This window comes from Alkalibacterium iburiense (genome assembly GCF_039521845.1).
In the GTDB taxonomy this organism is placed as follows: Bacteria; Bacillota; Bacilli; order Lactobacillales; family Carnobacteriaceae_A; genus Alkalibacterium; species Alkalibacterium iburiense.
Genome location: NZ_BAAACW010000020.1, coordinates 36,279 through 58,745, shown reverse-complemented (window position 1 = coordinate 58,745; position 22,467 = coordinate 36,279). Strand labels below are relative to the sequence as shown.

Sequence of the window (22,467 nt, the reverse complement as noted above, 5' to 3'; positions counted from 1 at the left end):
TGACTCTTTGGTAACTACTTCCTAACCTATTTCTTAATTTTTATCTTCACTTGCTTTTGACTAAAAACTAAAGTGCCGCTTCTTCTCCTTTGTTACACCCTTATTATGGCACCGCTTACTTCAAAAGTAAAGGATAAGCACTCGAAAAAGAAACTTTTTTTAAAACTGTCACAATTGGACTCCTATACTCTGATAGATGAACATAAAAAGAGACGCTCTCCCCTCTTACTGAAGGAAAAGCGCTCGTCTCTTACTGAATTATTTTAATAGAGTTCAAAGACTTTATCGAATAAGTCTTTTTCTTTATCGATTTGTGTTTTATTCCCAATGACAACAACGGTACTGTTATCCATGACTTGAGCAAAATCTTCATGTAAAGCATTCAATTTGCTTGAGTCAGTGGCTAAAATCTCTTCTTTTAACTGAACAATATCGTCTTTTGTCAAACCTGTATTCAAACGACTGAAAGCAGTTAACCCTTTGCTGAAAGCTGATTTAGGCTGTTCTAATGGACTCATTGTTCCAATGATGTATTTCAGTAATTCCGTTTCAGACAGCTCTAAGTTTTCAACAAATTCTGGTAAGTTCTTATAAACAGTCAAGGTATTGGAAATGTTTGGATCGCGGTATGAACCAAGTGCAAAACTGCCATTGCGCTTGTGGTTGTACAATGACCCGTAGGCTCCACCTTTCACGCGGATTTCATTCCAAAGGTAATCGTAACGGAAAGCAGTCGATAACACATTCGCTGCCCCATTATAGTCTAAAATACCATCTGCGTCGGCTCCAGCCGCAACATAGTTCACATCCTGAGCGGTCACGTAAGCTTCATTCTGTTTCTCCCCTGTTTGAATCTCTGCCGGCAAACCTAAAGGCTCACTTGGCAAGTTATCAAAAGCCGATTGGACTTTAGCTTTGACCTCTTCTACGCGGTCTTTACCACCAGTGTAGAGAACGTTTAAACGGTTCTTATTGAGCAGGCGTTTGAGTGCCCCAACCAATTGCTCAGGCAAGTCAGATGGGGATTCTGCACGAAGCTCATCACGGACAGATTTCAGGTAATTGAAGTAATCAATTCCATCAGTCAGCTCACCCAGTTTAGCTAATGCCTTCACCTGGCTTAAAGCTCGGCTGGCGGCTAAAGCATGCGCTCTGTAATTAATTTTATTTTCAAAATTAGAAATTAAACGCTGCGTAATTTTCAGTAACTCACTGGTATCGTCAAACTGAGTATGAGCCATGATTTCCTTCATTAAATCCATTAAGTCATCAAATGAAGACTCGAGAGCTTTCCCGCGTAAGACAAAGTAAGGCTTAATTTGCTTGTCTTTATCTTCGTATAGAGCAAGACTTCCGTAAATTCCACCTGTGTGTGAGTCTATTTGAGTCTGTAATTTAGCTGCATCATACTTATCTGTTGCCAACTCACCTAATAAGCTGCTTAAGTAGCTGAGTAAAGGATAATCTTCTGCAGGAATATCTTTAATATCAAAATACAGATTGACGTAATCAATACCGGCTGTAAACTGATCCGTATGATAGAAGTGAGTCTGTTCCCCTAAATTTAACGTCTCAATAGGGTATTCTTCTGCTTCTGTATTCAAATCTTCTCGTTTAAGAGTAGGAATTTTCGCCAAGTCTTCCGGCTTATCAGGTGTTTCCTGACGCTTGATTAATTCTTTTGTTTTAGAGACCATCTGATTTAACTCTTCTTCTGAAAGTGTGGCTTTGTACTCTTGTAATTTTTCATGCGTTTCTGCTTCTAATCGATCGCTTTTTCCTGGCTCAGCCGTTAGGGTTACAGCCACGCGTTTCGCATTCGATAAAAATTTTTCCTTAATCAGATTCTCAAAGTAGCCTTCTTTAGCTTTCTGTGCTAATTCTTCTAAATACCCTGAGAACTTCAAGTTCACAAACGGGTCTCTATCGTATAGCCACGTGCTGAGAGAAGTAATAGCATACAAGACGCCTCTTGGGTTATCTTCTGAGATAGCTGCTTCTTTTGTTTCAAAAGTAATTTTATTTAAAGCCGCATCAATCAGTTCCTGGTCTATTCCGTCAGCGACTAGCTTTTCTAATGTGTCCTGAACCACTTGTTTGAAGGCATCCATCTTATCAGCGCTTGAATACTTTGCCATTATCGTAAAGGCAGTCGGGAAGCCTATCTCATCGGCATCACCATCAATGTCGCCTCCTATTTCTGCATCCAGAAGGGCTTTTTTCAAAGGAGACTGGTTGTTTCCGAATAAAATTTCTTCGAGTACTTTCAGTCCAAAGCTGTCGAGTGCGTTATCGGGTTCATTGACATGCCAGCTTAGTGCTAAATAATCTTTTCCTTCCGGATTATCACCGTCTGTAATCGAATACGTACCGGTGAAGTCTGTTTCAGCAGGTTCTGTTATTTCAAAATCCAAACGCGTTTCTTTCTCGTTTCTGCCCATTCCACCGAAGTATTCTTCTAAGGCGTTAAAGGCTTCGTCCAAATCTAAGTCTCCATATAAAATAGTCAGAGAGTGACTAGGGTGATAGTAGTTTTGGTGGAAATCGATAAATTCTTCTTGTGTTAAACTTGGAATGGCTTTGGGATCGCCACCTGATTCATGAGCGTAGACACTATTTGGGTACAGTTGTCTGGTTAACTGGTTATAGACTTGACGTTCAGGAGAAGCTGTCGCTCCTTTCATTTCATTGTAGACGACGCCTTTGTAAATCAGGTCATCTTCTACATTTTCTAAATGGTAATGCCAGCCTTCTTGTTCTAGAATTTGAGGGTCATTGTATAATAAAGGCTGGAAAACAGCATCTAAGTAAACGCCCATCAAATGCATGAAATCTTTCTGGTTAGTGGATGCTACGGGATAAATGGTTTTATCTGAAAAAGTCATCGCATTGACGAATGTGTTCAATGACCCTTTAATTAATTCTACAAACGGTTCTTTTGAAGGGTATTTCTTTGACCCGTTTAAAACAGAGTGCTCTAGGATATGAGCAATCCCGTTATCGTTATAAGGCGGTGTTTTAAAGCCGATAGTAAAGGCTTTATTCGAGTCATCATTTTTCAGGTGCAGCACGCGTGCCCCTGTTTCTTCGTGCTCATAAATGGTTCCAACAGATTGAATATCTGGTAATTCCTGTGTTTCTAATGTCTTAAACACCATATAGTATTCCCATCCTTTGCTTCTATTTATAATTTAATGCTATTTTAAACTAATACTCATGATAACATGAAAACGACTTCTTGAGTGATAAAAATGTAAAAATATTCCTATTTATACAACCAGGACTAAGAACAAGACATAACAGCCTAGTGTGAGGAGAACGCTAAGCATGGTCCCAATCACAAAGTATTCAGAAAAATAAGGATCTTCTGCAATGAGTTTATATCGGGCGAATGCCTTGATGGATAAAATAGCGACGACAGATACCAAGCTTCCAAAGAAAAAGGAGATTATTATAAGGAGCCGTTCTAGATTCCCAATCATAGCCCCGGCGCCCTTGAAGCCCGCCTCTTGAGTAGTATCCTGAGTTTGCTCTCCTGTGCCCTGAATAGTGGCTTTGTGTCTCACTTTAGGGTCATACTTGGAACTGAGTGTTCGAATGACCTGATTAGCGGGCCGCATCAGTAAGGTTAACACAAGTGCTCCCCTCACCCATATAAAGTAAGCGGATTGAGCCGCAAAGACATGAGGAGGCAAAGAGTACGGTCTGTACACTTCTAAGGCATGTATGATTAAATCAAAGACAATAATGGTCAGTGAAGCCAGTATCAATAAAGATGCGCCTTCTTGTAAAACCCTTCTCCAGCGGTAGTCTCTAAAGTTTCTGGATATTTTATATAAAAGAACTAATACAAAGAGCACAAATAGGAGGATAGGCGCTATAGTGTCGAACCCACGCGTCAGGTTTTGCAATAGGAGGAGCCATAACAAGGTCAGCGCATGGTCGATTAAGAATAGAACACTTTGTTTATTCGATATGTACAGGCTAAACAACGGATGCTGCTCATTGAGACGGATAGTATCTAAGAAACGATGGATTGATGGTTTGAGAGTGCCTTCATATACGCCATGCCATACGATTAATCCTAGAGAATAGATTAGCCATTCCAAGTAATGATTTGAATCAATGACGACCTGTATGACGAAATAAGTAAAGATAACCCCCCACGTATAATGCGATTTTTGAGACCGAAAATAAAAAGAACCGATGACATGAGCCAGTAATGCTTCAATTATCATGTGCCATTCTCCATTCTTCAATGTGCTTCGCTAGCCATTGTCTAGATGATGTATATTGTTTAATGTTGGTTGAGATAATGCGTTTACTGATGGTTTGATCCGAAAAGTGCTGATTTAAATCTGTATTCAAGACATCCTTGACTTCCTGGTTTGTCCAGTCACTATAGTGAAACGCCTTTAAAATAGAATAAGCGGTTTCTTTTTGAGTGGTTGTCCACTCGTTTCGAATGACATTCTGTATCCTTATGATACTATTGTAAAAGTGTTCGTCTTCTGTTCCCGTTAGTATTTTTTCATTTAACCGACCATAATCATTGTGTCTGCGAACCGATTCGACGGCTTCCCTTGCGTGCCAGAAGGCTGGACCATCCATCCCGATGCTGTAGCCATTTTCTTGTACTGGTGTCGCTAATTTGCCTATTCCAATCCCCCATCTTAAATGTATTTCTTCCCCTATGTCTCTTTTGGTCATCAGCTGCAATTGAAGAGTAATGAGATCTACAAAAAGGAAGGCTTTTTCCACGGATGTAACCATGCCTTGAAATTCATCTCCTAATGTAATCGTGAAATCTGTTTCTATATCGTCTTTATACTTAGCGTTAATAGAATCTAGAATAGATTGCAAGAGGACTTGAGTTTGCCCCCTTTCTTTCATTTTTCTCGATGCGATCATATCTGCAATAAGTGTGATTTTTAACTGGTCGGACATACTCTCACCCCTTTTTCGTTGTAAAACCAGTATAAACCATATTCGGTTGAAAAGCAAACATCAACTAAATATGGTTTATAAAAGTTAAGAGTCTTTAAATCGCACGTTATTTTCTTTTAATTTTTTAATTGTAACGGGTCCGATTCCTCGGATGCTTTTCACTTGAGCTTCTGTTTTCTTTAAAAAATCATCGTAAGTTTGTAAATGATTTTGAATGAGTAAACGGATTTGCCCTACTCCTATGTTTCTGAGAGGGTTAGATTCGTCTTGACTGTGCATACTAAAGAGATTCATCCTCACTTTTTCCGTTAAAAAAGGCGGGGCTATTTCTTCTTCTACGCGCATAAGCTTCAAAAAGATACTCTGACTATTGGTCTGTTCATTTGACTGGGTATCCGATTGGTCGTAGGCCTTTATTAATGTCTCATACAGATAAAGATTATCATACAGCAAGGGTAAAAGGTCATATAGCGACAACAGCAGACTGTCATATGAGAAAGGGGCAAACCGCTCGCTTAAGACATCATTAGACTCAAGAATATCTGGATAAGGCCACTCATTTTCTTCTTCAAATAAATAAGACACATCCGGATTCACTTCCATTAATTGCTTGAAAAGTTTTAAACCGACTTCTAACCGTCCAGTTAAAATAGCCAATATGATAATTGGAAGAAGGATCTGGTCGTCTGATTCCGCCTCATCCACTTTCAAATAAAATTTCCATGCATTTTTCCAGTCGTATTTACGAGCGTAAATAGCCAGCAGCTTATAGCGCGCTCTGGCTGTATCTGTTTTATCCATGCGAAGAAGTTCTTCGTAATGCTTCTGGGCTTTATCCAGTAGACCACATTCAAATAAAATATCTGAAAAATGCTTCTTAATATTCAAGTAAGCATCCACTTCAATATCTTCTCTTTTAGAGCTTGTTTTCCAGGTCTCGTTATAAGCTTTTCTTTCTAACTTTTCATACTTATCTATGAGGTCAGTCAAGTCAATCGATTCACTCGTCATTAACTGATAAGCGTGGATGTGCCAGTTATTTGGCCATAATTCCAGTGCTTGATCTATTAATAGATTTCTCTTTGATTGAGAAGTGGCATTCATAGCTTCCTGGAATGTTTCCAGGGATTGTAAGAAGGGGTCTGACTGTTCAAAATTAAGGGCTCCAGGATGATGCTCACTCATATTAAATTCTCTCATGAAGTAATGAAAGGCGTCTTCCGGAGATGGAAACATATCCCCGTGCTCTTGTATAAACTGCTGTAGAGCGTTCCTGACTATATCTCGATCATGGGTCATGGGTGTTATACTCCTTTACCGATTCTTATTTCTTGCAATTTCTTTCAGTATAACCTTTTTTCTCTGGTATCATCAATACTTTTTGAGAGAAAGTTCTCAAGGCGTTTGAGTAGTCTCACCTAATCGGTCTTGCTATACTTTAAACAGATCGTACTAAAATTTATGAGGAGAGATAAATGATGACAGATTCACATTTAAATGATCCACGTAAGAAGTATTATACGGAGAAGTTTCCCGATCAAGAACAGAACACTCCGGCTCTTCAGAAAGATATGAACCCCGTACCGGATTGCGGTGAAGAGTCTTATAAAGGATATAACCGTTTAGAAGGACGCAATGCCTTAATCACAGGTGGCGATTCCGGAATTGGACGAGCAGCGGCTATTGCTTACGCACGAGAAGGTGCGAATGTGGCGATTCAATTCTTACCTGGAGAAGAAGCAGATGCTGAAGAAGTGAAAGATATCATTGAAAAAGAAGGAAGAAAAGCCCTTCTCCTTCCCTATGATCTGCGTGATGAATACGCAGCAACGGAAATTGTTGAAAAAACAGTTGAAGCATTCGGCGCATTGGATGCTTTGATTTTAAATGCGGCTCAGCAAATTGCTCAACCATCACTAGAAGATCTAACGATGAAACAGGTTGAAGATACATTTAAGATTAATATAATCAGTATGTATGAAACGGTTAAAGCGGCAGAGAAGTATTTGAAACCAGGAAGCACCATTACGACTACGACTTCCGTTCAGTCCTTCTCCCCTAGTACGAGTCTACTGGATTACGCCGCTACAAACGGTGCTGTTAGTAACTTTACAGTCGCCTTATCTGAATACTTTGGAGAGAAAGGCGTTCGTGTGAATGCGGTAGCACCTGGTCCTATTTGGACTCCATTGCAGCTGGACAACGGTAAGTTAGACGGAGATATTCCAGAATTTGGACAAAACAGTACGCTGAAACGAGCTGGACAACCGGTTGAATTGGCTCCAGTCTATGTCTTCTTAGCCTCTGATGAAGCCAGCTATGTCACAGGTGAAATTTACGGGGTAACCGGTGGAAAACCGATTAGTTTGTAGGAGATTAAATGGAGTTAGTTACCATTTAAAGAAAAAATATTGGCTAAAGTAGTAACTAAACTGAGTTGGTTACCAGTTAAAGAAAGAATTTCTGCCTTAAGTAGTACCAAACTTTAATTTAATTTAAAAAATGAAGCTTTCGGGCAAAATGATAAAGCTCTCTGTCTCTGTGTTTACACAACAACACAAAGGCAGAGAGCTTATTTTATTTATAAGGAACGGTCTCCAAATGAATCGTTTGGGATCCATGGGTAAGCTTAGCTACTGGGCAGCGTTTTTCAGCTGACTCTATCATTTTTTTCGCTTCGTCCAACTCCATGTTCTCAATTGAAGCAGAAAGGGAGACATCGAAAAAGAAGCCGACGCCGCTGTCTTCTCTTTTCAATTGAATCTTGGCACTGACATGACTTTTGTTCGTTAAGCCACGTCCTTTTAGTAAAGACTGAATTGTCGCATTTAAGCACGTCGTCATGGCCAATCCAAAAAGTTGTTCAGGATTGGTACCTGGTAAGTCGTTCATTGGGCTAGAAGTCACAACACTCAGCTCTTTTTCGCCTTCAACGTACGCGACACCGTCTACCCCATCACTGTTATGAATCACAGTTTCATACAAATAATCAGACATATACGCCCTCTTTTCTTAAGATTTTGCTTGAGAAACGTCTATTCCTTCAATTTTAGCTAATTCTGGTAGTAAAGTTCCTAAAATACGACCACCATATACGAAAACATCCATCATAGGACCCACGTCTTCACCAGTAATCCCTAGATGACGCATGATGATCTCACCATCTCCAGAAATAACAAAGCGGTAGTAACCTGAACGCATAGCATTTAAGTCATTTAACTGTGTTGTAATTTCAGGCATTTTGTTGCGGTCAGTCACGTAACCAATTTTGTTGTAAGTGATTTGATAGTTTACTCGTGGTGATTCAGCGTCGTGAATGATTACACCACATGCGACTGCTTTTTCGTTATTCACTCTTAAAGCGGTTTGGAAAACGAGTTGTTTTTGTTCCACTTCAGATCCGTCTTTTTTACGAAGAGGGGCTTTGACCTCTCTTTCTTTAAATTGAATCTTTCTATCTTGTGCTAAATATCTAAAATTGTCTGTAATTTTGCTCATTAAAAATCCTCCAATAATATAAAGTATAGTCTTTTCTCTCACACAAGGTTCATTATAACATAAAACGCTTACTGATTTAAGTATCCGACTAATATTGACAATAAATTGTTACCGGGCTTCATTTATTAAATAATTCACTATACCCTCTATTCAAATGAAGCGCATTCATATATACTACTCTTGTACATATAGAACAAATAGCAAAGAGGAGGAAAACAATGACTAAACTAGCCATCATCAATCTATCTTTCATTCTTTTGTTGCTGTCAGGCTGTACTGCCACAAACACTCAAGAAGGCAGTTCCAACGAAGAGATTGCAGCCTTAACAAGAGAAATAGCCACCCTGAACCAGGAGTTAGCCAAATTTGAAACACTCTCGAAAGAATCTGAGGCATTCTCATATTTAAACGACTTGACTGACCAAGAGCTTCATCAATACCAATTGTTTTTAAAAGAAAGAGATATCGATTATTTAAAAGATTTCTCACCAGAAAAAGTGGTTCTCCTCTACTTTGAATCGATTGTTACAGATGATATGGAAACCATTTATGCTATAACTTATGACGGCGGAAGATTGTCCGGTTATTCTGACTTTACAGAACAGTTTTATACGAGTGATTTAAGTCATAATGAAAAAGAATCAGTTTTAGACTTTCGCTACTATGATACCCTCACCCTATTAGAAGAAAATGAAACAGGTGATCAAGCTGTCGTGGAAATCAGTGTATCCATTGGATCTTTTCAATCCGTTAGATGGGTAGAACTGCAAAAAGAAAACAATCAATGGAAGCTGGTCCTTCAGCATTTATTGTAAAAAGAAAAAAGCTTGTATTCTCTAAAAAGAGAGCACAAGCTTTTAAAGTGTTCAAATTAATTGTAACGTACGCGTTCAGGAATACGAGCTGCTTTTCCTTGTAAGTTGCGTAGGTAGTACAATTTAGCACGACGTACACGACCTTGACGAGTTACTTCAAGTTTTGCAACACGTGGTGAATGTACTGGGAACGTACGCTCAACGCCAACACCGTTAGAAATTTTACGAACAGTGTACATTTCGCTAATTCCTTTTCCACGACGTTTAATTACGACGCCTTCAAATAACTGAATACGTTCACGTTCACCCTCAACGATACGAGCGTGTACACGAACCGTATCTCCAGGACGAAAATCTGGAAGATCAGTACGTAACTGTTCTTTTGTGATTTCTTCGATTAATGGATTCATTTCTTCTTCTCCTCTCGCACAACATTCATAGGTGCTTGTCCCAGCGGAATATTGCTAATACGAGTAGTTTCCCACTCGACTATTAACTTTATCATATTCGAAAAAGCATGTAAAGGACTTTTGCTTTATTTCTTATTTTTTTCTTGTAATTCGTAATCAACTAACTTCAATTGTTTGTCTTCTATACGCCATACCTGGTCAGCCACATGTTCAACAAAATAGTGGTCGTGTGAGGTAAATAGAATAGTTCCTTTATAGCTCTTCATCAACCGCTCTAATGCTTCAATCGTCTGCACATCTATAAAGTTCGTCGGCTCATCCAAAACCAGAACATTACTTGGATCAGTAAAAAGTTTGGCAATAACCAGTCGTGTGGCTTCTCCTCCACTTAAGTCTTTTGCCTGTTTCTTCATCACTTCGTTTTGCTTAAAACCTAAGTTATTTAACACACTTCTGATAACGGGTTCTTCAAAAAGAGAATCCTGTTTTAAATACTCTAATACGGTTTTATTTACGTTTAACTGATAATCCAATTGCTTATATACAGAAAAGACGATTTTATTGGAAAGGGTTATCCCTTCTGACTCATTCACTATAGCCTTTAACAAGGTGGACTTTCCAGAACCATTAGGACCCGTAATCGCTATGCGTTTTCCAAGTGGAAACTGAAAACTAGTCTCTTTGAACAGTTCTTTCCCATCAAAAGATAGAGATAGGTCTTCTGCCATAATCGGAAAGGGATTATGAATGTCCAGACTTTTTGGCTGAGGGAACTGTATGCCCCTCTCTTCTTCTACCCTATCAACGGACTCCAGTTGCTCAGCTCGTTTCTCGATAGCTTTGGCTGCTTTATGCGCTGCTTTTTGGACAGTGTCTTTTTGTTTGGATGAAGACAAGCGATCGGGCTTAATCGCTCTGTTCTTCTGTTTCAAACTGACTTGACTCAATTTATTCGCTTGTTGCTGCTTGTCTTTTGCCGCTTGTTCTAAACGGGTTTTTTCTTTTACAAATTGATTGTACGCTTTCTCTTGTTCCAGACGCTCGGCTTCTTTTTGCTCTTTATAAGCAGTATAGTTTCCACTGTAAACACATACTTTCCCAGCATCCACTTCCCATATGGTATCCACCACTTCGTCTAAAAAGTAACGGTTGTGACTGACAACAATGAGTGTCCCATAATAGTATTTCAATTGATCTATCAAAAATTGAATACCTTCCGTATCCAAATGAGTCGTCGGCTCGTCCATTAACAGACCAAAGGAATAGGTAGAGAAGTACTCCGCTAAGCGCAAGCGTGTCTGCTCCCCGCCGCTAAAGTGTTCTGCCGCATGTGCTGGAACACCGAGTCGAGATAAATACTCGGGATCCACTTGAGTGTAATCGTAAGAAAGGACGTCTTCCATTTGTTTGTAATACTTAAAGTCAATCAGTCGATTCACTTGACCCGTATCGGCTTGCTCCACTCCAGCAATAATATTGAGCAGCGTGCTTTTTCCTTCGCCGTTCGCCCCTACAACACCAATCTTTTCATTTTCATAGACTTTTAAATCCTCTATAGTTAAGACTTCTTTACTCAAATAATTTTTTTCAACCTGTTTTAATTCTAATACTAAATTTTGCATATCATTCACTCCTGCATTTTTTTATTCCCATTGCACTCTAGTTATTTTTGGCAATAAAAAATGCAGGTCAAAGTCTCATCGGCTTCAATCTGCAGTCATTCATCTATTTAAGGCGTCGCAAAACAAACCTCTCTTAATAAAGGGAGGTGCCGTTAACATGACGGTGCCCAATGAAGATAAATAAGCATGACAAATAAGCCCATTCAAAAACGAGAATTGAACTGCTTTTTATTGCCATTCTTACCGTAATCTCATTGATCCAACCACCACTACACGACCTTTCATCTGTTTTCATCTCTAAATTTATCATACATCACATATCAATTCAATACAAAGAAGCCCTCACTCTTTATAAAAGAATGAGGGATGCCTTATTTGTTTTCTTCAGCTTTGAATTCTTCAAGCCACTGTTCTTCTTTTTTGGAAAAAGACCGGCCTTCAAGCATGTCCGGTCTACGCAAGAACGTCCGCTTTAAAGACTCCTTGTGGCGCCATTCGTCTATTAAGGCGTGGTTGCCGTTTGTTAAAACATCTGGCACACGCATGCCTTTATATTCAGCAGGCCGAGTATAATGCGGGTGTTCCAAGAGCCCGCTTGAATGGGAATCAGTGACAGCAGAGTCCGCATTCCCTAGTACACCCGGAAGCAGACGAACGGTCGCATCAATCATCACCATAGAAGCCAGTTCTCCGCCCGTTAAGACGTAATCGCCTAGAGAGACCTCATCCGTCACTAAGCTTCTAATGCGCTCGTCATAGCCTTCATAGTGCCCGCATAGAAAGACTAAGTGCTCTTCTTCAGAGAACTCTTCTGCCATTTTCTGATTAAATGGTTTTCCAGCCGGATCCATAAGAATGACTCGTTTTTTAGAATCTGGATGGCGCTCTTCAATTGATTCAACCGCTTCAAATAAAGGCTCCGGTTTAAGCAGCATCCCTGCTCCACCCCCGTAGGGTGTATCATCCACTTGCTGATGCTTTCCTTTTCCAAAAGCTCTTAAGTTGACTCGATTAATCTCGACAGCTTCCTTGTCGATTGCTCGCTTGACCATGGAGTGTCCCAGCGGTCCATCAAACATTTCAGGAAACAGTGTGACAACATCTATTTTCATTCATCTAATCCTTCCATAATGTGAATGGTTACGACTTTGTTTTCAAGGTCAACATCCAATACGACTGATTCAATATAAGGAATGAGCAAGTCTTTTTTGTTTTGACGTTGAATCACCCAGACATCGTTGGCTCCAGGAGATAAAATTTCTTTGACTTTCCCCACTTCTTCACCGGTATCATCAATGACTCGAGAGCCAATGACTTCGTGAATGTAAAAGGTGTTGTCAGGGAGTTCCAGTAAGTAGTCTTCGCTTATACGGAGCATGCCTCCTACAAACTTCTCGACTTGATTAATATTGTAGTAATTTTCAAAAGTGAGTAAGTCAAAGTTCTTGTGCACTCTGTGAGAGCGCACTGTTAATTCTTCTTTGCTTCCGTCGGTACCGAACCATGTTAAAGGCGCTCCTTCATAGTAGCGGTCTTCTGGTGTATTGGTAATGGAAATGACGCGTACTTCACCTTTTATGCCGTGAGTATTCACCACTTTCCCAACATCAAAATATTCCATTTCAGACTTCCTTCCTCGATTTTTTCATAAAAAAATAGGATGCACTCAAAGAGACATCCCACTTTTAACTAATCAACAATTGTCAGACGCACACGTTTTGGACCGTCAAATTGGATACTATAGACGATCGCACGGATAGCTTTAGCAATACGTCCTTTTTTTCCAATGACACGTCCCACATCATCGGGATGAACAGATAACAGATATTCGTGAAACTCATCAGTATCCTTCAAATCTAATGACACATCATCGGGATGACTGACTAAAGGTTCAACAATAGTCTTAATTAACTCTCTCATTTCTTGATCAGTCATAATACCATCCTTCTTTACATTGCTCATTATTAAAAATGAAGAAAAGAAACGGCACAGCACTGTATGCGATTCTTTTCTTCATTCAAAACTTACACTTATTTGCTATATTTTTCGTTGTGGTATTTTTCCATTAAACCTTTAGATGATAACAATTTTTTAACTGTATCAGATGGTTTAGCGCCATCTCTTAACCATTTCATTACTAACTCTTCGTCGATGTTGACTTGAGCTGGTTCAGATACAGGGTTGTATGTTCCAACTTGTTCAATGATACGTCCATCACGTGGAGAACGTGAATCAGCAACAACTAAACGGTAAAAAGGATTTCTTTTAGAACCCATACGTTTCATGCGAATTTTTACTGCCATTTACTTGCACCTCCTGAATTATTTTTATGTGGAATTTCTTAATTGATAAAGAAATATTCTTGAGTTTTAGTCTCTTTCAAACTCACGATATGTATCATACCATGCTATTAAAAGTTTGTAAAGTGTTTTTTCTTTACAGGCGAAAATAAATTCGGTTTTTATGGTAAACTAGACAAAACGAGGAGGCTGCATCATGTCTATAGAAGACCAGGATTTTATCATGCGACAAATTAAGCTTTTAGCTAAAGGAATCGGTGCATTAATGGATATCAATTCCTTAAAAGAACTCTTATTCATGGAATTTTCAGTTGAAGACGAATTATCTGACCACGAAGTCGAAAGTTTAATTTATATGGCAAGAGTGGAAGACTTGATTGATCGAGACGTTTTAACCAATGAAGAATTAGAAACATATTTAGGAGTGTCTTCAAATCGCATCAATCAGTTTACGACTAACTCAGACATCCCTACTGAAATCGAACTGGAGAAATTGAAACAGTTAGTTGACGAAAAAATGTATTGGGATTAACGGCGGCACTCCGCCCGCTTCCGGTAAAAGATAAGCGTCAATAGTAAATAAAATTTGTAGCATAGCTATAAATAGAAAAAAATACGTTGGATAAAAGCGCTTGTCTTTTCGGGCGGCTAGAATGAGTGAGATCAGTGAACCAACAGATAAAAGTAATACCAGTAAAAATCCTAGCCACATATTATATTCGGATACGACATGCATCCCACTTGAAATAAAGTAAATAAAATAAGCACTCAGCAAAAAGAGTCCTAATTTGAAATAGAATGGAACTTTACGTTTCAAGTAACTCCCTCCTTTTATTTAGTTACTAAAGAACTACCAGCAAGTCTTAGATCATTAGCGTCAAAGAAAAAAAAGCACCTAAATACGCTGCAAAAATAAGAATATACGCTAGTAGTTCATTGGTGAAGCTCCATGGAAAACTGATTAGAGAAATCAATAAAACCGATAGAAGTAATAAGATAATCGCATATTTGACCCAAGGTCTCATTTTAAGAATAAGGTGCTCTCCACCACTTACTTCAATTTCATTACTCTTAATACCGAGTTGAGTGACTCGTATAGTTGCTTTGTCACGATTTAACTCTACCTCACGTGTGTGATTTTCTAAAATGCTTTCGACTTTTTCATCATCTACCTTTATTGTCATACTCAATCCTACACCTATGAATCCAGTCTGTCGATTGAGTGTGATCATCGTTTCTCCTCCTTCATGAAACTGTTTAATTGAAGTTTATCAGAGTTAGGTAAACGACACAATAGACTAATGACTTAAATAAAATCACTATATTAACTCGATTAATGACAGTTACTCTCTAATTTTATTGATTAAGTGTCATTCAAACGTCGATTAATGACAGTTACTCCTTCAATTTTTTGACTAAGTCTCACTCAAACGTCAAGTAATGATACTTACTCTAGAATTATGACCTTCAAGTGTCATTATTCATACTATTTTACTCAAAAAAATAGACGAAGCATTTAACTTCGCCTACTTTCCGACTTATTATTTTTTGCGTCTGATTTTCTTCTTTTTCTTTCTCTTATTGCGTTTAGCCATGCCGCTCATAGCCATCTTGCCTAACTTCCCTTTGACTCCGCCGCCAAGCATTTGTTCCATACCGCCCATATTTCCTTTGGACATTTTACTCATCATGTCTCTAGACTGTTTGAACTGTTTAATTAAACGGTTGACTTCGGCAATATCTCTCGCTGACCCTTTTGCAATACGGCGTCTGCGTTTTTGAGATAAAATTTCTGGATTTTCACGTTCTTCTGGAGTCATGGATAAGACGATAGCTTTCATATGAGCAATGTCTTTCGGATCCATTTCAAAGTCCGCAATACCAGGTACTTGGTTCATCCCAGGAATCATTTTAATTAAATCTTCCATCGGTCCCATGTTTTGCATTTGATCCATCTGTTCAATGAAGTCATTGAAGTCGTATCTGTTTTCGCGCATCTTTTCTGCCATCTCGGCTGCACGGTCTTCATCGACTTCCTGCTGGGCACGTTCGATTAAAGTAAGAATATCTCCCATACCCAAAATACGGTTAGCCATACGGTCAGGATAGAATGGCTCTATCGCATCCAGTTTTTCACCGGTACCGGTAAATTTAATCGGCTTATTCGTAACCGAACGAATAGAGAGTGCGGCACCCCCACGTGTGTCTCCATCTAATTTAGTTAAGATGACACTGCTGATTTCCAGTCTTTCGTTAAAGGAATCGGCTACGTTAACCGCGTCTTGACCTGTCATCGCATCCACGACTAAGAAAATCTCGTGCGGATTAACTGCCGCTTTAACATCTTCCAACTCATTCATTAAGTCTTCATCGATGTGCAAACGACCGGCTGTATCAATGATAACAACGTCTCTGTTATCATCAATGGCTTGTTGAATTCCTTTTTCAGCAATCTCAACCGGGCTCACTTGGTCTCCCATACTGAATACAGGAATATCCAACTGTTCTCCGAGGTTTTGAAGCTGATCAATCGCAGCCGGACGGTAAATATCCGCCGCTACCATCAAAGGTTTTTTCTTCTCTTGCTTACGTAAGTAATTGGCTAACTTACCGGCAGTGGTAGTTTTACCTGCCCCTTGAAGCCCTGTCATCATATAGACTGTCGGACCTTGACCCGGTTCAGCAAAGACAATTTTTTCCTGCTCGCCACCCATTAATTCCGTTAATTCATCATTAACGATTTTAACGACTTGCTGGCCACCGTTCAAGCTGCCAAGCACTTCTTCTCCCAGTGCTTTTTCGCGAACCGTTTTAACAAAATTACGCACCACTTTATAGTTTACGTCTGCTTCTAATAATGCCAGACGAACCTCACGCATCACTTCTTGTACGTCAGATTCGGACACCTTCCCTTTTTTGCGCAGACCCGAAAAGGCATCTTGTAATCGACCTGTTAATCCTTCAAAGGCCATACCCTACTCATTCCTCTCTTAATGAATCCAGATTGACCGCTTCAATCAACTCGAGTAAACGGCTATCCTCTTTATAGTGTTTTGAAGCATATTGGCTCAAGGCCTTCACAGCTTCTTGTTTTTTCTTAAAATCTTCTACGAGATGTAACTTTTCTTCATAATCAAGTAAAATCACTTCAGATCGCTTGATATTATCATAAACCGCTTGACGGCTCACTGAAAAAGCGTCCGCAATTTCACCGAGAGAATAGTCATCTCCATAATATAATTGCATATACTCTTGCTGCTTATCCGTTAAGAGTGGACGATAAAAAGAAAATAAGCTGTTCATACGTAATGTTTTTTCAAGAACCATTCACTTCATCCACCTTTATTATACTGTTTGTTCAATTAACTCTTTAAATAAACCATAAGCAAATTTCTCTGTATCAAACGGATGCAAGTCATCCATCGTTTCACCTAAACCAACGAATTTAACCGGAATACCCAGTTCTTTTCCGATGGCCAGGACAATCCCACCTTTAGCGGTACCGTCCATTTTCGTTAACACAATGCCTGTTACGTCCGTTGTTTCTTTAAAAATCTTGGCCTGACTCAACGCATTCTGTCCTGTAGTCGCATCTAAAACCAATAGCGTTTCATGCGGCGCATCCGGAATCTCTCGCGTAATCACACGTCTCATCTTCTGCAACTCGTTCATCAAGTTTTTCTTATTCTGTAAACGACCGGCTGTATCAATAAGCAAAACATCCGCGTGAGACTCTTGAGCCGTTTTAATACTGTCATAAACGACTGCAGCAGGGTCTCCGCCTTGCTTAGTTGAAATCACTTCTGCGCCGACTCGCTCTCCCCATACATGAAGCTGTTCAATAGCTCCGGCACGGAATGTGTCTCCGGCAGCCATAACGACTTTCTTACCTTGGTCAATATACTGATGGGCCATTTTAGCAATAGTCGTTGTCTTTCCAACCCCATTTACGCCAACGAACAAAACGACCGTTAAGCCATCTGGGTTTTCATTGAAATAATGGTGATCCGGATTCGTCTCCCCGTACATATCGACCATCGTTTCAACGATGACGCGTTCGGCATCAGCCATACTGCGGACATTTTCAACTTTTGATTCGTACCTCAGTTTATCCGCAATTTCCATAGTCGCTTCAAAACCGACGTCTGACTCAATAAGCAAGTCTTCTAATTCTTCAAAGAACTCTTCGTCTTCATAACGAAAGTTAGCTAATAACTCATTTAAACGTCTGGTAAAAGACACACGTGATTTTTTCAGACCTTTTTCATATTGCTCGGTCTCTTTTTTCGTGTCTTCAGGTTCCAGTGACGTGTTTTTAGCCGTTGATGTTTCATCTACCTGAGATTCAGGTTCATTAACTCCGCCTGTAAAAGCGGATTTTATTTTATCAAACAATCCCATATCGGCTTCACTCTTTCTCTATTATTTAATGTAGTAGAACAGTCCTACCTTCTCACTAGTTTAACACATATTGTTCTATAGCATAAGCAACGCCATGTTCATCATTAGTTTTCGTGATCACTTGAGCGGCATCTTTCACTAGTTGAGTGGCATTTCCCATCGCCACACCCATGCCCGCTTCTTGGACCATGGCTAAATCATTTTCCTGATCGCCAATGGCCATCATGTCAGAAACAGGAATACCTAAGACTTCACTTAATAAATGAAGGCCTTTCCCTTTATCCACTGATTTAGGCAGTACTTCAAGCAAATTACGACGCGATTTAAAAATCGTGTAGCGCTCATGATAAATGTCAGGGATAAGAGGAATTTTCTGGTCTAATTCTTCAGCGTGCCAGCTCATGACGATTTTGTTAATCGGGAATTCTTCAGGTAAGTCATCCAAGTCAATCGGTTTGGCAGGTAAAGCCTTCATAACACTTGGGTACAAAGACTTCTTCCCAGATGGGTAACGCGGTTCATAGACCGTATCCAAATCGATGAAGTTACACGGGAGTTCTAATTTTTCACTCAAAGCATAGACATCCAGAACATCCTCTTTCGGTAAGGCAATCTGCCTTAAGGTTTCACCCGAGTGAGTCCACTGAACCAATCCGCCGTTATAGGTCAAACCGATATCACCTTCTTCCAGCAAGTTACACTCCTCTAAAATGTGGAGCATCCCTTTTAAAGGGCGTCCGGTAACTAAGACCACTTTGACGCCCTGATCTTTTGCTTTTTGAATCGCTTCTTTATTTTCAGTGGATACTTGATTGTGACTGTTGAGTAATGTGCCATCTAAATCAATGGCGACCAGCTTAATTGACATAATTTCCTCCATCTGAGTTCTCTTCTAGTTGTTCTTCAATCTCTTTTAAATGAACAGAGACTAATTTCGATACCCCTTTTTCTTTCATCGTGACACCGTATAAGGAATCCGCTTCTTCCATGGTTCCTTTTCGGTGGGTGATGACAATAAACTGAGTATCTGTGGCAAATTCATGCAGGTACCGTCCGAAGCGCGTGACGTTGGCTTCATCTAGTGCCGCTTCTGCTTCGTCTAAAATACAAAACGGAATCGGACGGACTTCTATAATGGCAAACAGTAAAGATAAAGCCGTTAATGCCCGTTCTCCTCCTGAAAGCAGACTCAGTGACTGCAATCTCTTTCCAGGGGGCTGAGCAATGATTTCTATACCTGAATGCAGCAAGTCATTCGGATCGGTTAAGCGCAGTTCCGCTTTTCCTCCACCAAACATACGTGGAAAGACAATCGCAAATTGCTCTTTGACTTGACTGAAGGTTTCAAAGAAGCGTTTCTTCACTTCCTGATCCATCTGATCCATTGTATCGTAGAGTTGCTCTTTCGCTTCAAGCAAATCATGTTGCTGAGTGGATAAGAACTCATAGCGTTCAGACACGCGTTCGTACTCTTCAATAGAAGAAAGGTTCACAGGTCCTAATTCTTCTATGCCTTTTTTCAATAGTTTGACGCGTTTTTGTGTCTCTTCTCTATTGATTTCAGCGGGTTGATTGAGTTTCGCTTCCTCATAACTGATGGCATACTCTTCTGATAGATACTCCAGTAAGTGGTCAATCGACACATCATGACGAGAATACTGAATATCCAAGGCGTTCTTCTCATCCAGTAGATAAGTCCGTTTGCCAGCAGCTGTTTCATTTTTCTCTTCCAGCTGGGCCACGGTTTCTTCTAGCTGACCTTGCTCGTCTCTCAGTTCTCTTTCTTCTTCTTTTAAAGACGCTAACGTGTCTTTAAGTGTGTGAAGAGTCGCTTCCAATTCTTCTTTCGACTCTAAAGCTTCCCCTTTTTCAAATTCTTCCCGGTCCGTCTGTAGCGCACGAATCGTTTCTTGTGTCTGGTGAATCTGATTTTCCAAACTCTCTTTTCTTGTCCGGATGGAAGCAAGAGCTTCTCTTTCATCGTTCCACTTATCGAGAATCGCTTGTCTCTCAGATTCTATGCGTTCTTTTTGTGTTTCTCTGTCTTCTTTTTCGCTAGACAAATGGGTCATTTCTGTATGAATACGTTCAACGGTGTCTTCGGCTTCTTTCAGGTTCAATCGGATTGTTTTTAACTGGTCAATTAAAGCACTGACGTCGGCAGTCGACTCATCTTGTTCATAAAGCAAGCCTTTTTTCTCACGCTCTAAACGCGTTGCCGTTTCTTTTAGCTGACTGACCTCATTTTCAAGCTGCTTCTCTTCTAAGCGTTTGTCTTCACCCAACTGTCTTTTCTTTTCTAAGTCTTTTGTCAATCGAGAAACCGACTCACGGTCTTCTTCTATATCCTTTTCGCGCAACTGAATCGTTTTTTCCAATTCATCAATTTCAATGCGTAAGGCTTTTTCTTCTTTTTTCTGAGAGAAGAGATGAGCATTGGAAGAGCGTTTGCCTCCACCACCTGTCATCGATCCTCCAGCATTCATGACGTCTCCATCTAAACTGACGACACGGACATTAAATTGAACTGATCGGGCGATTGTGTTTGCGGACTGTAAATCTTTAGCCACAATGGTATTCCCTAGAAGGTTTTCAATAACCGGAGCCACTTTCTCGTCAAATTGAATCAGTTCGCTGGCTACTCCGATATAGCCGTCCACTGTCTGGGCACTGCTTTTATATGTGGCAGACAAATAGCGTTTTTTAATCGTTGTTAAAGGTAAGAAAGTCGCACGTCCGGCTTTTTTCTGTTTCAAGTGCTGGATGGCTTCTCTACCTGCTTTTTCATCCTCAACGATAACAAACTGACTGGCTGAACCTAACACAATATCTATTGCTTCGGTATAGTCAGTAGGCACATCAATCTGATCAGCGACTGTCCCGACAATCCCACTCAAATGGTGTTTCGCTTTCATCACAGCTTTCACACCCGCAAAGTAACCGGCATAGTTTTCCTGCATCTCAATCAAGCTGGCTTGTTTCGCTTGGGCACGGTGCAGCTGATTCGTTAACTGCTGAAGACGCTGCGTTTTCTGACTGAAAGACTCCTGAATCTGGTCTAAAATTTCTTTCGTTTCAGCATACGAGCGAAGCAAGTCGTCGATTTCTTTCGAGCGTTCAGCTAACTGTGCCTCTTTGTCTGTTAGTAAAGCTTGAGTAGTAGCCATTTTTTCAGTAATAGCATCCATTGATTGCTTGTGTTTGTCAGAAGACACGGTGGCTTGTTGCAATTGTCTTTCTAAATACGTTTCTTCATTACGGAAAGACGTTTTGCTTTGCATCGCCTCAATATAGTCGGAACGCAAAGCTTCCATCGCTTCTTCTTTATTCCCCATCAACCGATGTAACTGGTCTTCTAACCGTTTGTGATCCAGCTTGTAGGCTTTAATGGCTTCTAAATGCGACGCATGTTCGGCACTGGTTTCTTTTAACTCCGTTTGAAGGGATTCTAGCAAGCTCATTTCTTTTTGAATGCTGGCTTGTTTTTCAGATAAGAATGCATCTTTATGGCGCTCTTTTTCTTCAACTAAACGCAGACGGGCTTCGGTACGTTCAATGAGTTGAACCGATTCGATCGTTTTTTCCTGAAGCAAATCGCGTCTGGCTTTCAAGTCCTGCAATAAGCCCTTTTTCTCTTTGATTAACGCTGCTTGTTCTTCCATTTGTTCAGTCAAATGAGTTGCTTGCTGGGTTAAGTGCTCAATTTTATCTTTGCTTTCTTTTTGTTCAGCTACATACTCATCAATTTTCATCACAGACAAAGCAATATCTAAATCAGTGAGTTCTTCTTTCTGATTCACATATGACTCGGCTTTGTCTTTCTGTTCTTTAAGGGGTTCGACCTGGCCTTTCAATTCAAATAAAATATCCTGAACCCGGTCTAAGTTATCTTGTGTTTCAAATAACTTTCTTTCCGCTTTTTCTTTTTGTTTTTTATATTTTAAAACACCGGCGGCTTCTTCAAATATAGCACGTCTGTCCTCTGCTTTACTATTGAAAATCGCTTCGACTTGACCTTGAGAGATAATGGAGAAGGATTCTTTTCCTAATCCCGAGTCCATGAATAAATCCACAATGTCTTTTAGACGACAGCTTTCTCGATTAATGAAATAATCACTGTCTCCATTGCGGTTAATCCGACGAGTCACGCTCACTTCTTCAAAGTCAATAGGAAGAAAGTCATCCTCGTTGTCTAAAACGAGAGTGACTTCTGCAATGTTTATAGGTTTGCGAGAATCTGAACCGGCAAAAATCACATCATGCATCCGCCCTCCGCGTAAAGTTCGGGCAGACTGTTCACCCATAACCCAGCGAATGGCTTCAATGATGTTGGATTTTCCACTTCCGTTCGGTCCGACAACTGCTGTTATGCCTCCTGTAAAGTCCAGGACCGTTTTATCTGCAAAGGACTTAAAGCCCTTGATTTCTAATCGTTTTAATTGCACTCTATTGTTCTCTCCTTCATAGTATCCTT

At 40.0% G+C, this 22,467-nt stretch carries 22 protein-coding genes; 3 read left to right on the top strand and 19 right to left on the bottom strand.

The annotated features are described in order from the left end of the window. Nucleotides 1-263 precede the first annotated feature (263 nt). The 4 genes from ABDZ53_RS01690 to ABDZ53_RS01675 form a co-directional block, all read right to left on the bottom strand. Entirely contained in the window at nucleotides 264-3,158 is a 2,895-nt protein-coding gene (locus tag ABDZ53_RS01690; RefSeq protein ID WP_343753334.1) for an insulinase family protein, read from the bottom strand. 111 nt (nucleotides 3,159-3,269) lie between these two features. Further along, nucleotides 3,270-4,238 (bottom strand): hypothetical protein, encoded by a 969-nt coding sequence (locus ABDZ53_RS01685; protein ID WP_343753332.1) that lies wholly within the window; start codon nucleotides 4,236-4,238, stop codon nucleotides 3,270-3,272. Then, nucleotides 4,228-4,947, bottom strand: a complete 720-nt coding sequence (locus ABDZ53_RS01680) for a SatD family protein (protein WP_343753331.1) — start codon at nucleotides 4,945-4,947, stop codon at nucleotides 4,228-4,230. The genes ABDZ53_RS01685 and ABDZ53_RS01680 overlap by 11 nt, the downstream gene beginning before the upstream one ends. A gap of 84 nt (nucleotides 4,948-5,031) precedes the next feature. Next, nucleotides 5,032-6,246: a tetratricopeptide repeat protein gene (locus tag ABDZ53_RS01675; RefSeq protein ID WP_343753329.1), complete on the bottom strand. Its 1,215-nt coding sequence runs from the start codon at nucleotides 6,244-6,246 to the stop codon at nucleotides 5,032-5,034. Nucleotides 6,247-6,425: 179 nt separating this feature from the next. Here ABDZ53_RS01675 and ABDZ53_RS01670 point away from each other — a divergent pair, with 179 nt between their 5' ends. Then, nucleotides 6,426-7,319 carry an SDR family oxidoreductase gene (locus tag ABDZ53_RS01670; RefSeq protein ID WP_343753358.1) on the top strand — a complete coding sequence of 298 codons (894 nt, stop codon included), beginning with the start codon at nucleotides 6,426-6,428 and terminating at the stop codon, nucleotides 7,317-7,319. Nucleotides 7,320-7,524: 205 nt separating this feature from the next. Here ABDZ53_RS01670 and ABDZ53_RS01665 read toward each other — a convergent pair whose 3' ends face one another. Both ABDZ53_RS01665 and ABDZ53_RS01660 read right to left on the bottom strand, forming a co-directional pair. Beyond that, a complete protein-coding gene (locus ABDZ53_RS01665; RefSeq protein ID WP_343753327.1) occupies nucleotides 7,525-7,944 on the bottom strand; it encodes an OsmC family protein in 420 nt (139 codons plus the stop codon). 15 nt (nucleotides 7,945-7,959) lie between these two features. Beyond that, nucleotides 7,960-8,445: a hypothetical protein gene (locus ABDZ53_RS01660; protein WP_343753325.1), complete on the bottom strand. Its 486-nt coding sequence runs from the start codon at nucleotides 8,443-8,445 to the stop codon at nucleotides 7,960-7,962. 218 nt (nucleotides 8,446-8,663) lie between these two features. On the opposite strand from ABDZ53_RS01660, the gene ABDZ53_RS01655 reads away from it, so the two are divergent. Next, nucleotides 8,664-9,260: a hypothetical protein gene (locus ABDZ53_RS01655; protein WP_343753323.1), complete on the top strand. Its 597-nt coding sequence runs from the start codon at nucleotides 8,664-8,666 to the stop codon at nucleotides 9,258-9,260. A 56-nt stretch (nucleotides 9,261-9,316) separates the two neighbouring features. Here ABDZ53_RS01655 and rplS read toward each other — a convergent pair whose 3' ends face one another. The 6 genes from rplS to rpsP all read right to left on the bottom strand — a co-directional run bounded on the left by rplS (nucleotide 9,317) and on the right by rpsP (nucleotide 13,595). Beyond that, on the bottom strand, nucleotides 9,317-9,670 hold the full coding sequence (gene rplS / locus ABDZ53_RS01650; RefSeq protein WP_343753321.1) for a 50S ribosomal protein L19: 354 nt from the start codon (nucleotides 9,668-9,670) through the stop codon (nucleotides 9,317-9,319). A gap of 125 nt (nucleotides 9,671-9,795) precedes the next feature. Beyond that, nucleotides 9,796-11,292 (bottom strand): Msr family ABC-F type ribosomal protection protein, encoded by a 1,497-nt coding sequence (locus tag ABDZ53_RS01645; RefSeq protein WP_343753319.1) that lies wholly within the window; start codon nucleotides 11,290-11,292, stop codon nucleotides 9,796-9,798. A 371-nt stretch (nucleotides 11,293-11,663) separates the two neighbouring features. Continuing rightward, complete coding sequence (trmD, locus tag ABDZ53_RS01640; protein WP_343753317.1) at nucleotides 11,664-12,404, bottom strand: tRNA (guanosine(37)-N1)-methyltransferase TrmD; 741 nt, start codon at nucleotides 12,402-12,404, stop codon at nucleotides 11,664-11,666. Further along, complete coding sequence (gene rimM / locus ABDZ53_RS01635) at nucleotides 12,401-12,913, bottom strand: ribosome maturation factor RimM (protein ID WP_343753315.1); 513 nt, start codon at nucleotides 12,911-12,913, stop codon at nucleotides 12,401-12,403. The genes trmD and rimM overlap by 4 nt, the downstream gene beginning before the upstream one ends. Nucleotides 12,914-12,981: 68 nt before the next feature. Then, nucleotides 12,982-13,227, bottom strand: a complete 246-nt coding sequence (locus ABDZ53_RS01630; protein WP_343753313.1) for a KH domain-containing protein — start codon at nucleotides 13,225-13,227, stop codon at nucleotides 12,982-12,984. 95 nt (nucleotides 13,228-13,322) lie between these two features. After that, entirely contained in the window at nucleotides 13,323-13,595 is a 273-nt protein-coding gene (gene rpsP / locus ABDZ53_RS01625; protein ID WP_343753311.1) for a 30S ribosomal protein S16, read from the bottom strand. A 193-nt stretch (nucleotides 13,596-13,788) separates the two neighbouring features. Here rpsP and ABDZ53_RS01620 point away from each other — a divergent pair, with 193 nt between their 5' ends. After that, nucleotides 13,789-14,124 (top strand): hypothetical protein, encoded by a 336-nt coding sequence (locus tag ABDZ53_RS01620; RefSeq protein ID WP_343753309.1) that lies wholly within the window; start codon nucleotides 13,789-13,791, stop codon nucleotides 14,122-14,124. On the opposite strand, the gene ABDZ53_RS01615 is transcribed toward ABDZ53_RS01620, so the two are convergent. The 7 genes from ABDZ53_RS01615 to smc all read right to left on the bottom strand — a co-directional run bounded on the left by ABDZ53_RS01615 (nucleotide 14,095) and on the right by smc (nucleotide 22,438). Then, entirely contained in the window at nucleotides 14,095-14,409 is a 315-nt protein-coding gene (locus tag ABDZ53_RS01615) for a hypothetical protein (protein WP_343753307.1), read from the bottom strand. The genes ABDZ53_RS01620 and ABDZ53_RS01615 overlap by 30 nt on opposite strands. Nucleotides 14,410-14,455: 46 nt before the next feature. Further along, nucleotides 14,456-14,824: a hypothetical protein gene (locus ABDZ53_RS01610; protein ID WP_343753305.1), complete on the bottom strand. Its 369-nt coding sequence runs from the start codon at nucleotides 14,822-14,824 to the stop codon at nucleotides 14,456-14,458. A 309-nt stretch (nucleotides 14,825-15,133) separates the two neighbouring features. Next, nucleotides 15,134-16,564: a signal recognition particle protein gene (ffh, locus tag ABDZ53_RS01605; RefSeq protein ID WP_343753302.1), complete on the bottom strand. Its 1,431-nt coding sequence runs from the start codon at nucleotides 16,562-16,564 to the stop codon at nucleotides 15,134-15,136. 7 nt (nucleotides 16,565-16,571) lie between these two features. Next, on the bottom strand, nucleotides 16,572-16,919 hold the full coding sequence (locus ABDZ53_RS01600) for a putative DNA-binding protein (protein WP_343753300.1): 348 nt from the start codon (nucleotides 16,917-16,919) through the stop codon (nucleotides 16,572-16,574). An 18-nt stretch (nucleotides 16,920-16,937) separates the two neighbouring features. Continuing rightward, a complete protein-coding gene (gene ftsY / locus ABDZ53_RS01595; protein WP_343753298.1) occupies nucleotides 16,938-17,993 on the bottom strand; it encodes a signal recognition particle-docking protein FtsY in 1,056 nt (351 codons plus the stop codon). A 55-nt stretch (nucleotides 17,994-18,048) separates the two neighbouring features. Next, nucleotides 18,049-18,861, bottom strand: a complete 813-nt coding sequence (locus ABDZ53_RS01590; protein WP_343753296.1) for a Cof-type HAD-IIB family hydrolase — start codon at nucleotides 18,859-18,861, stop codon at nucleotides 18,049-18,051. Next, nucleotides 18,851-22,438, bottom strand: coding sequence for a chromosome segregation protein SMC (gene smc / locus ABDZ53_RS01585; protein WP_343753294.1), 3,588 nt, complete (start codon nucleotides 22,436-22,438; stop codon nucleotides 18,851-18,853). The genes ABDZ53_RS01590 and smc overlap by 11 nt, the downstream gene beginning before the upstream one ends. Between the last annotated feature and the right edge of the window lie 29 nt (nucleotides 22,439-22,467).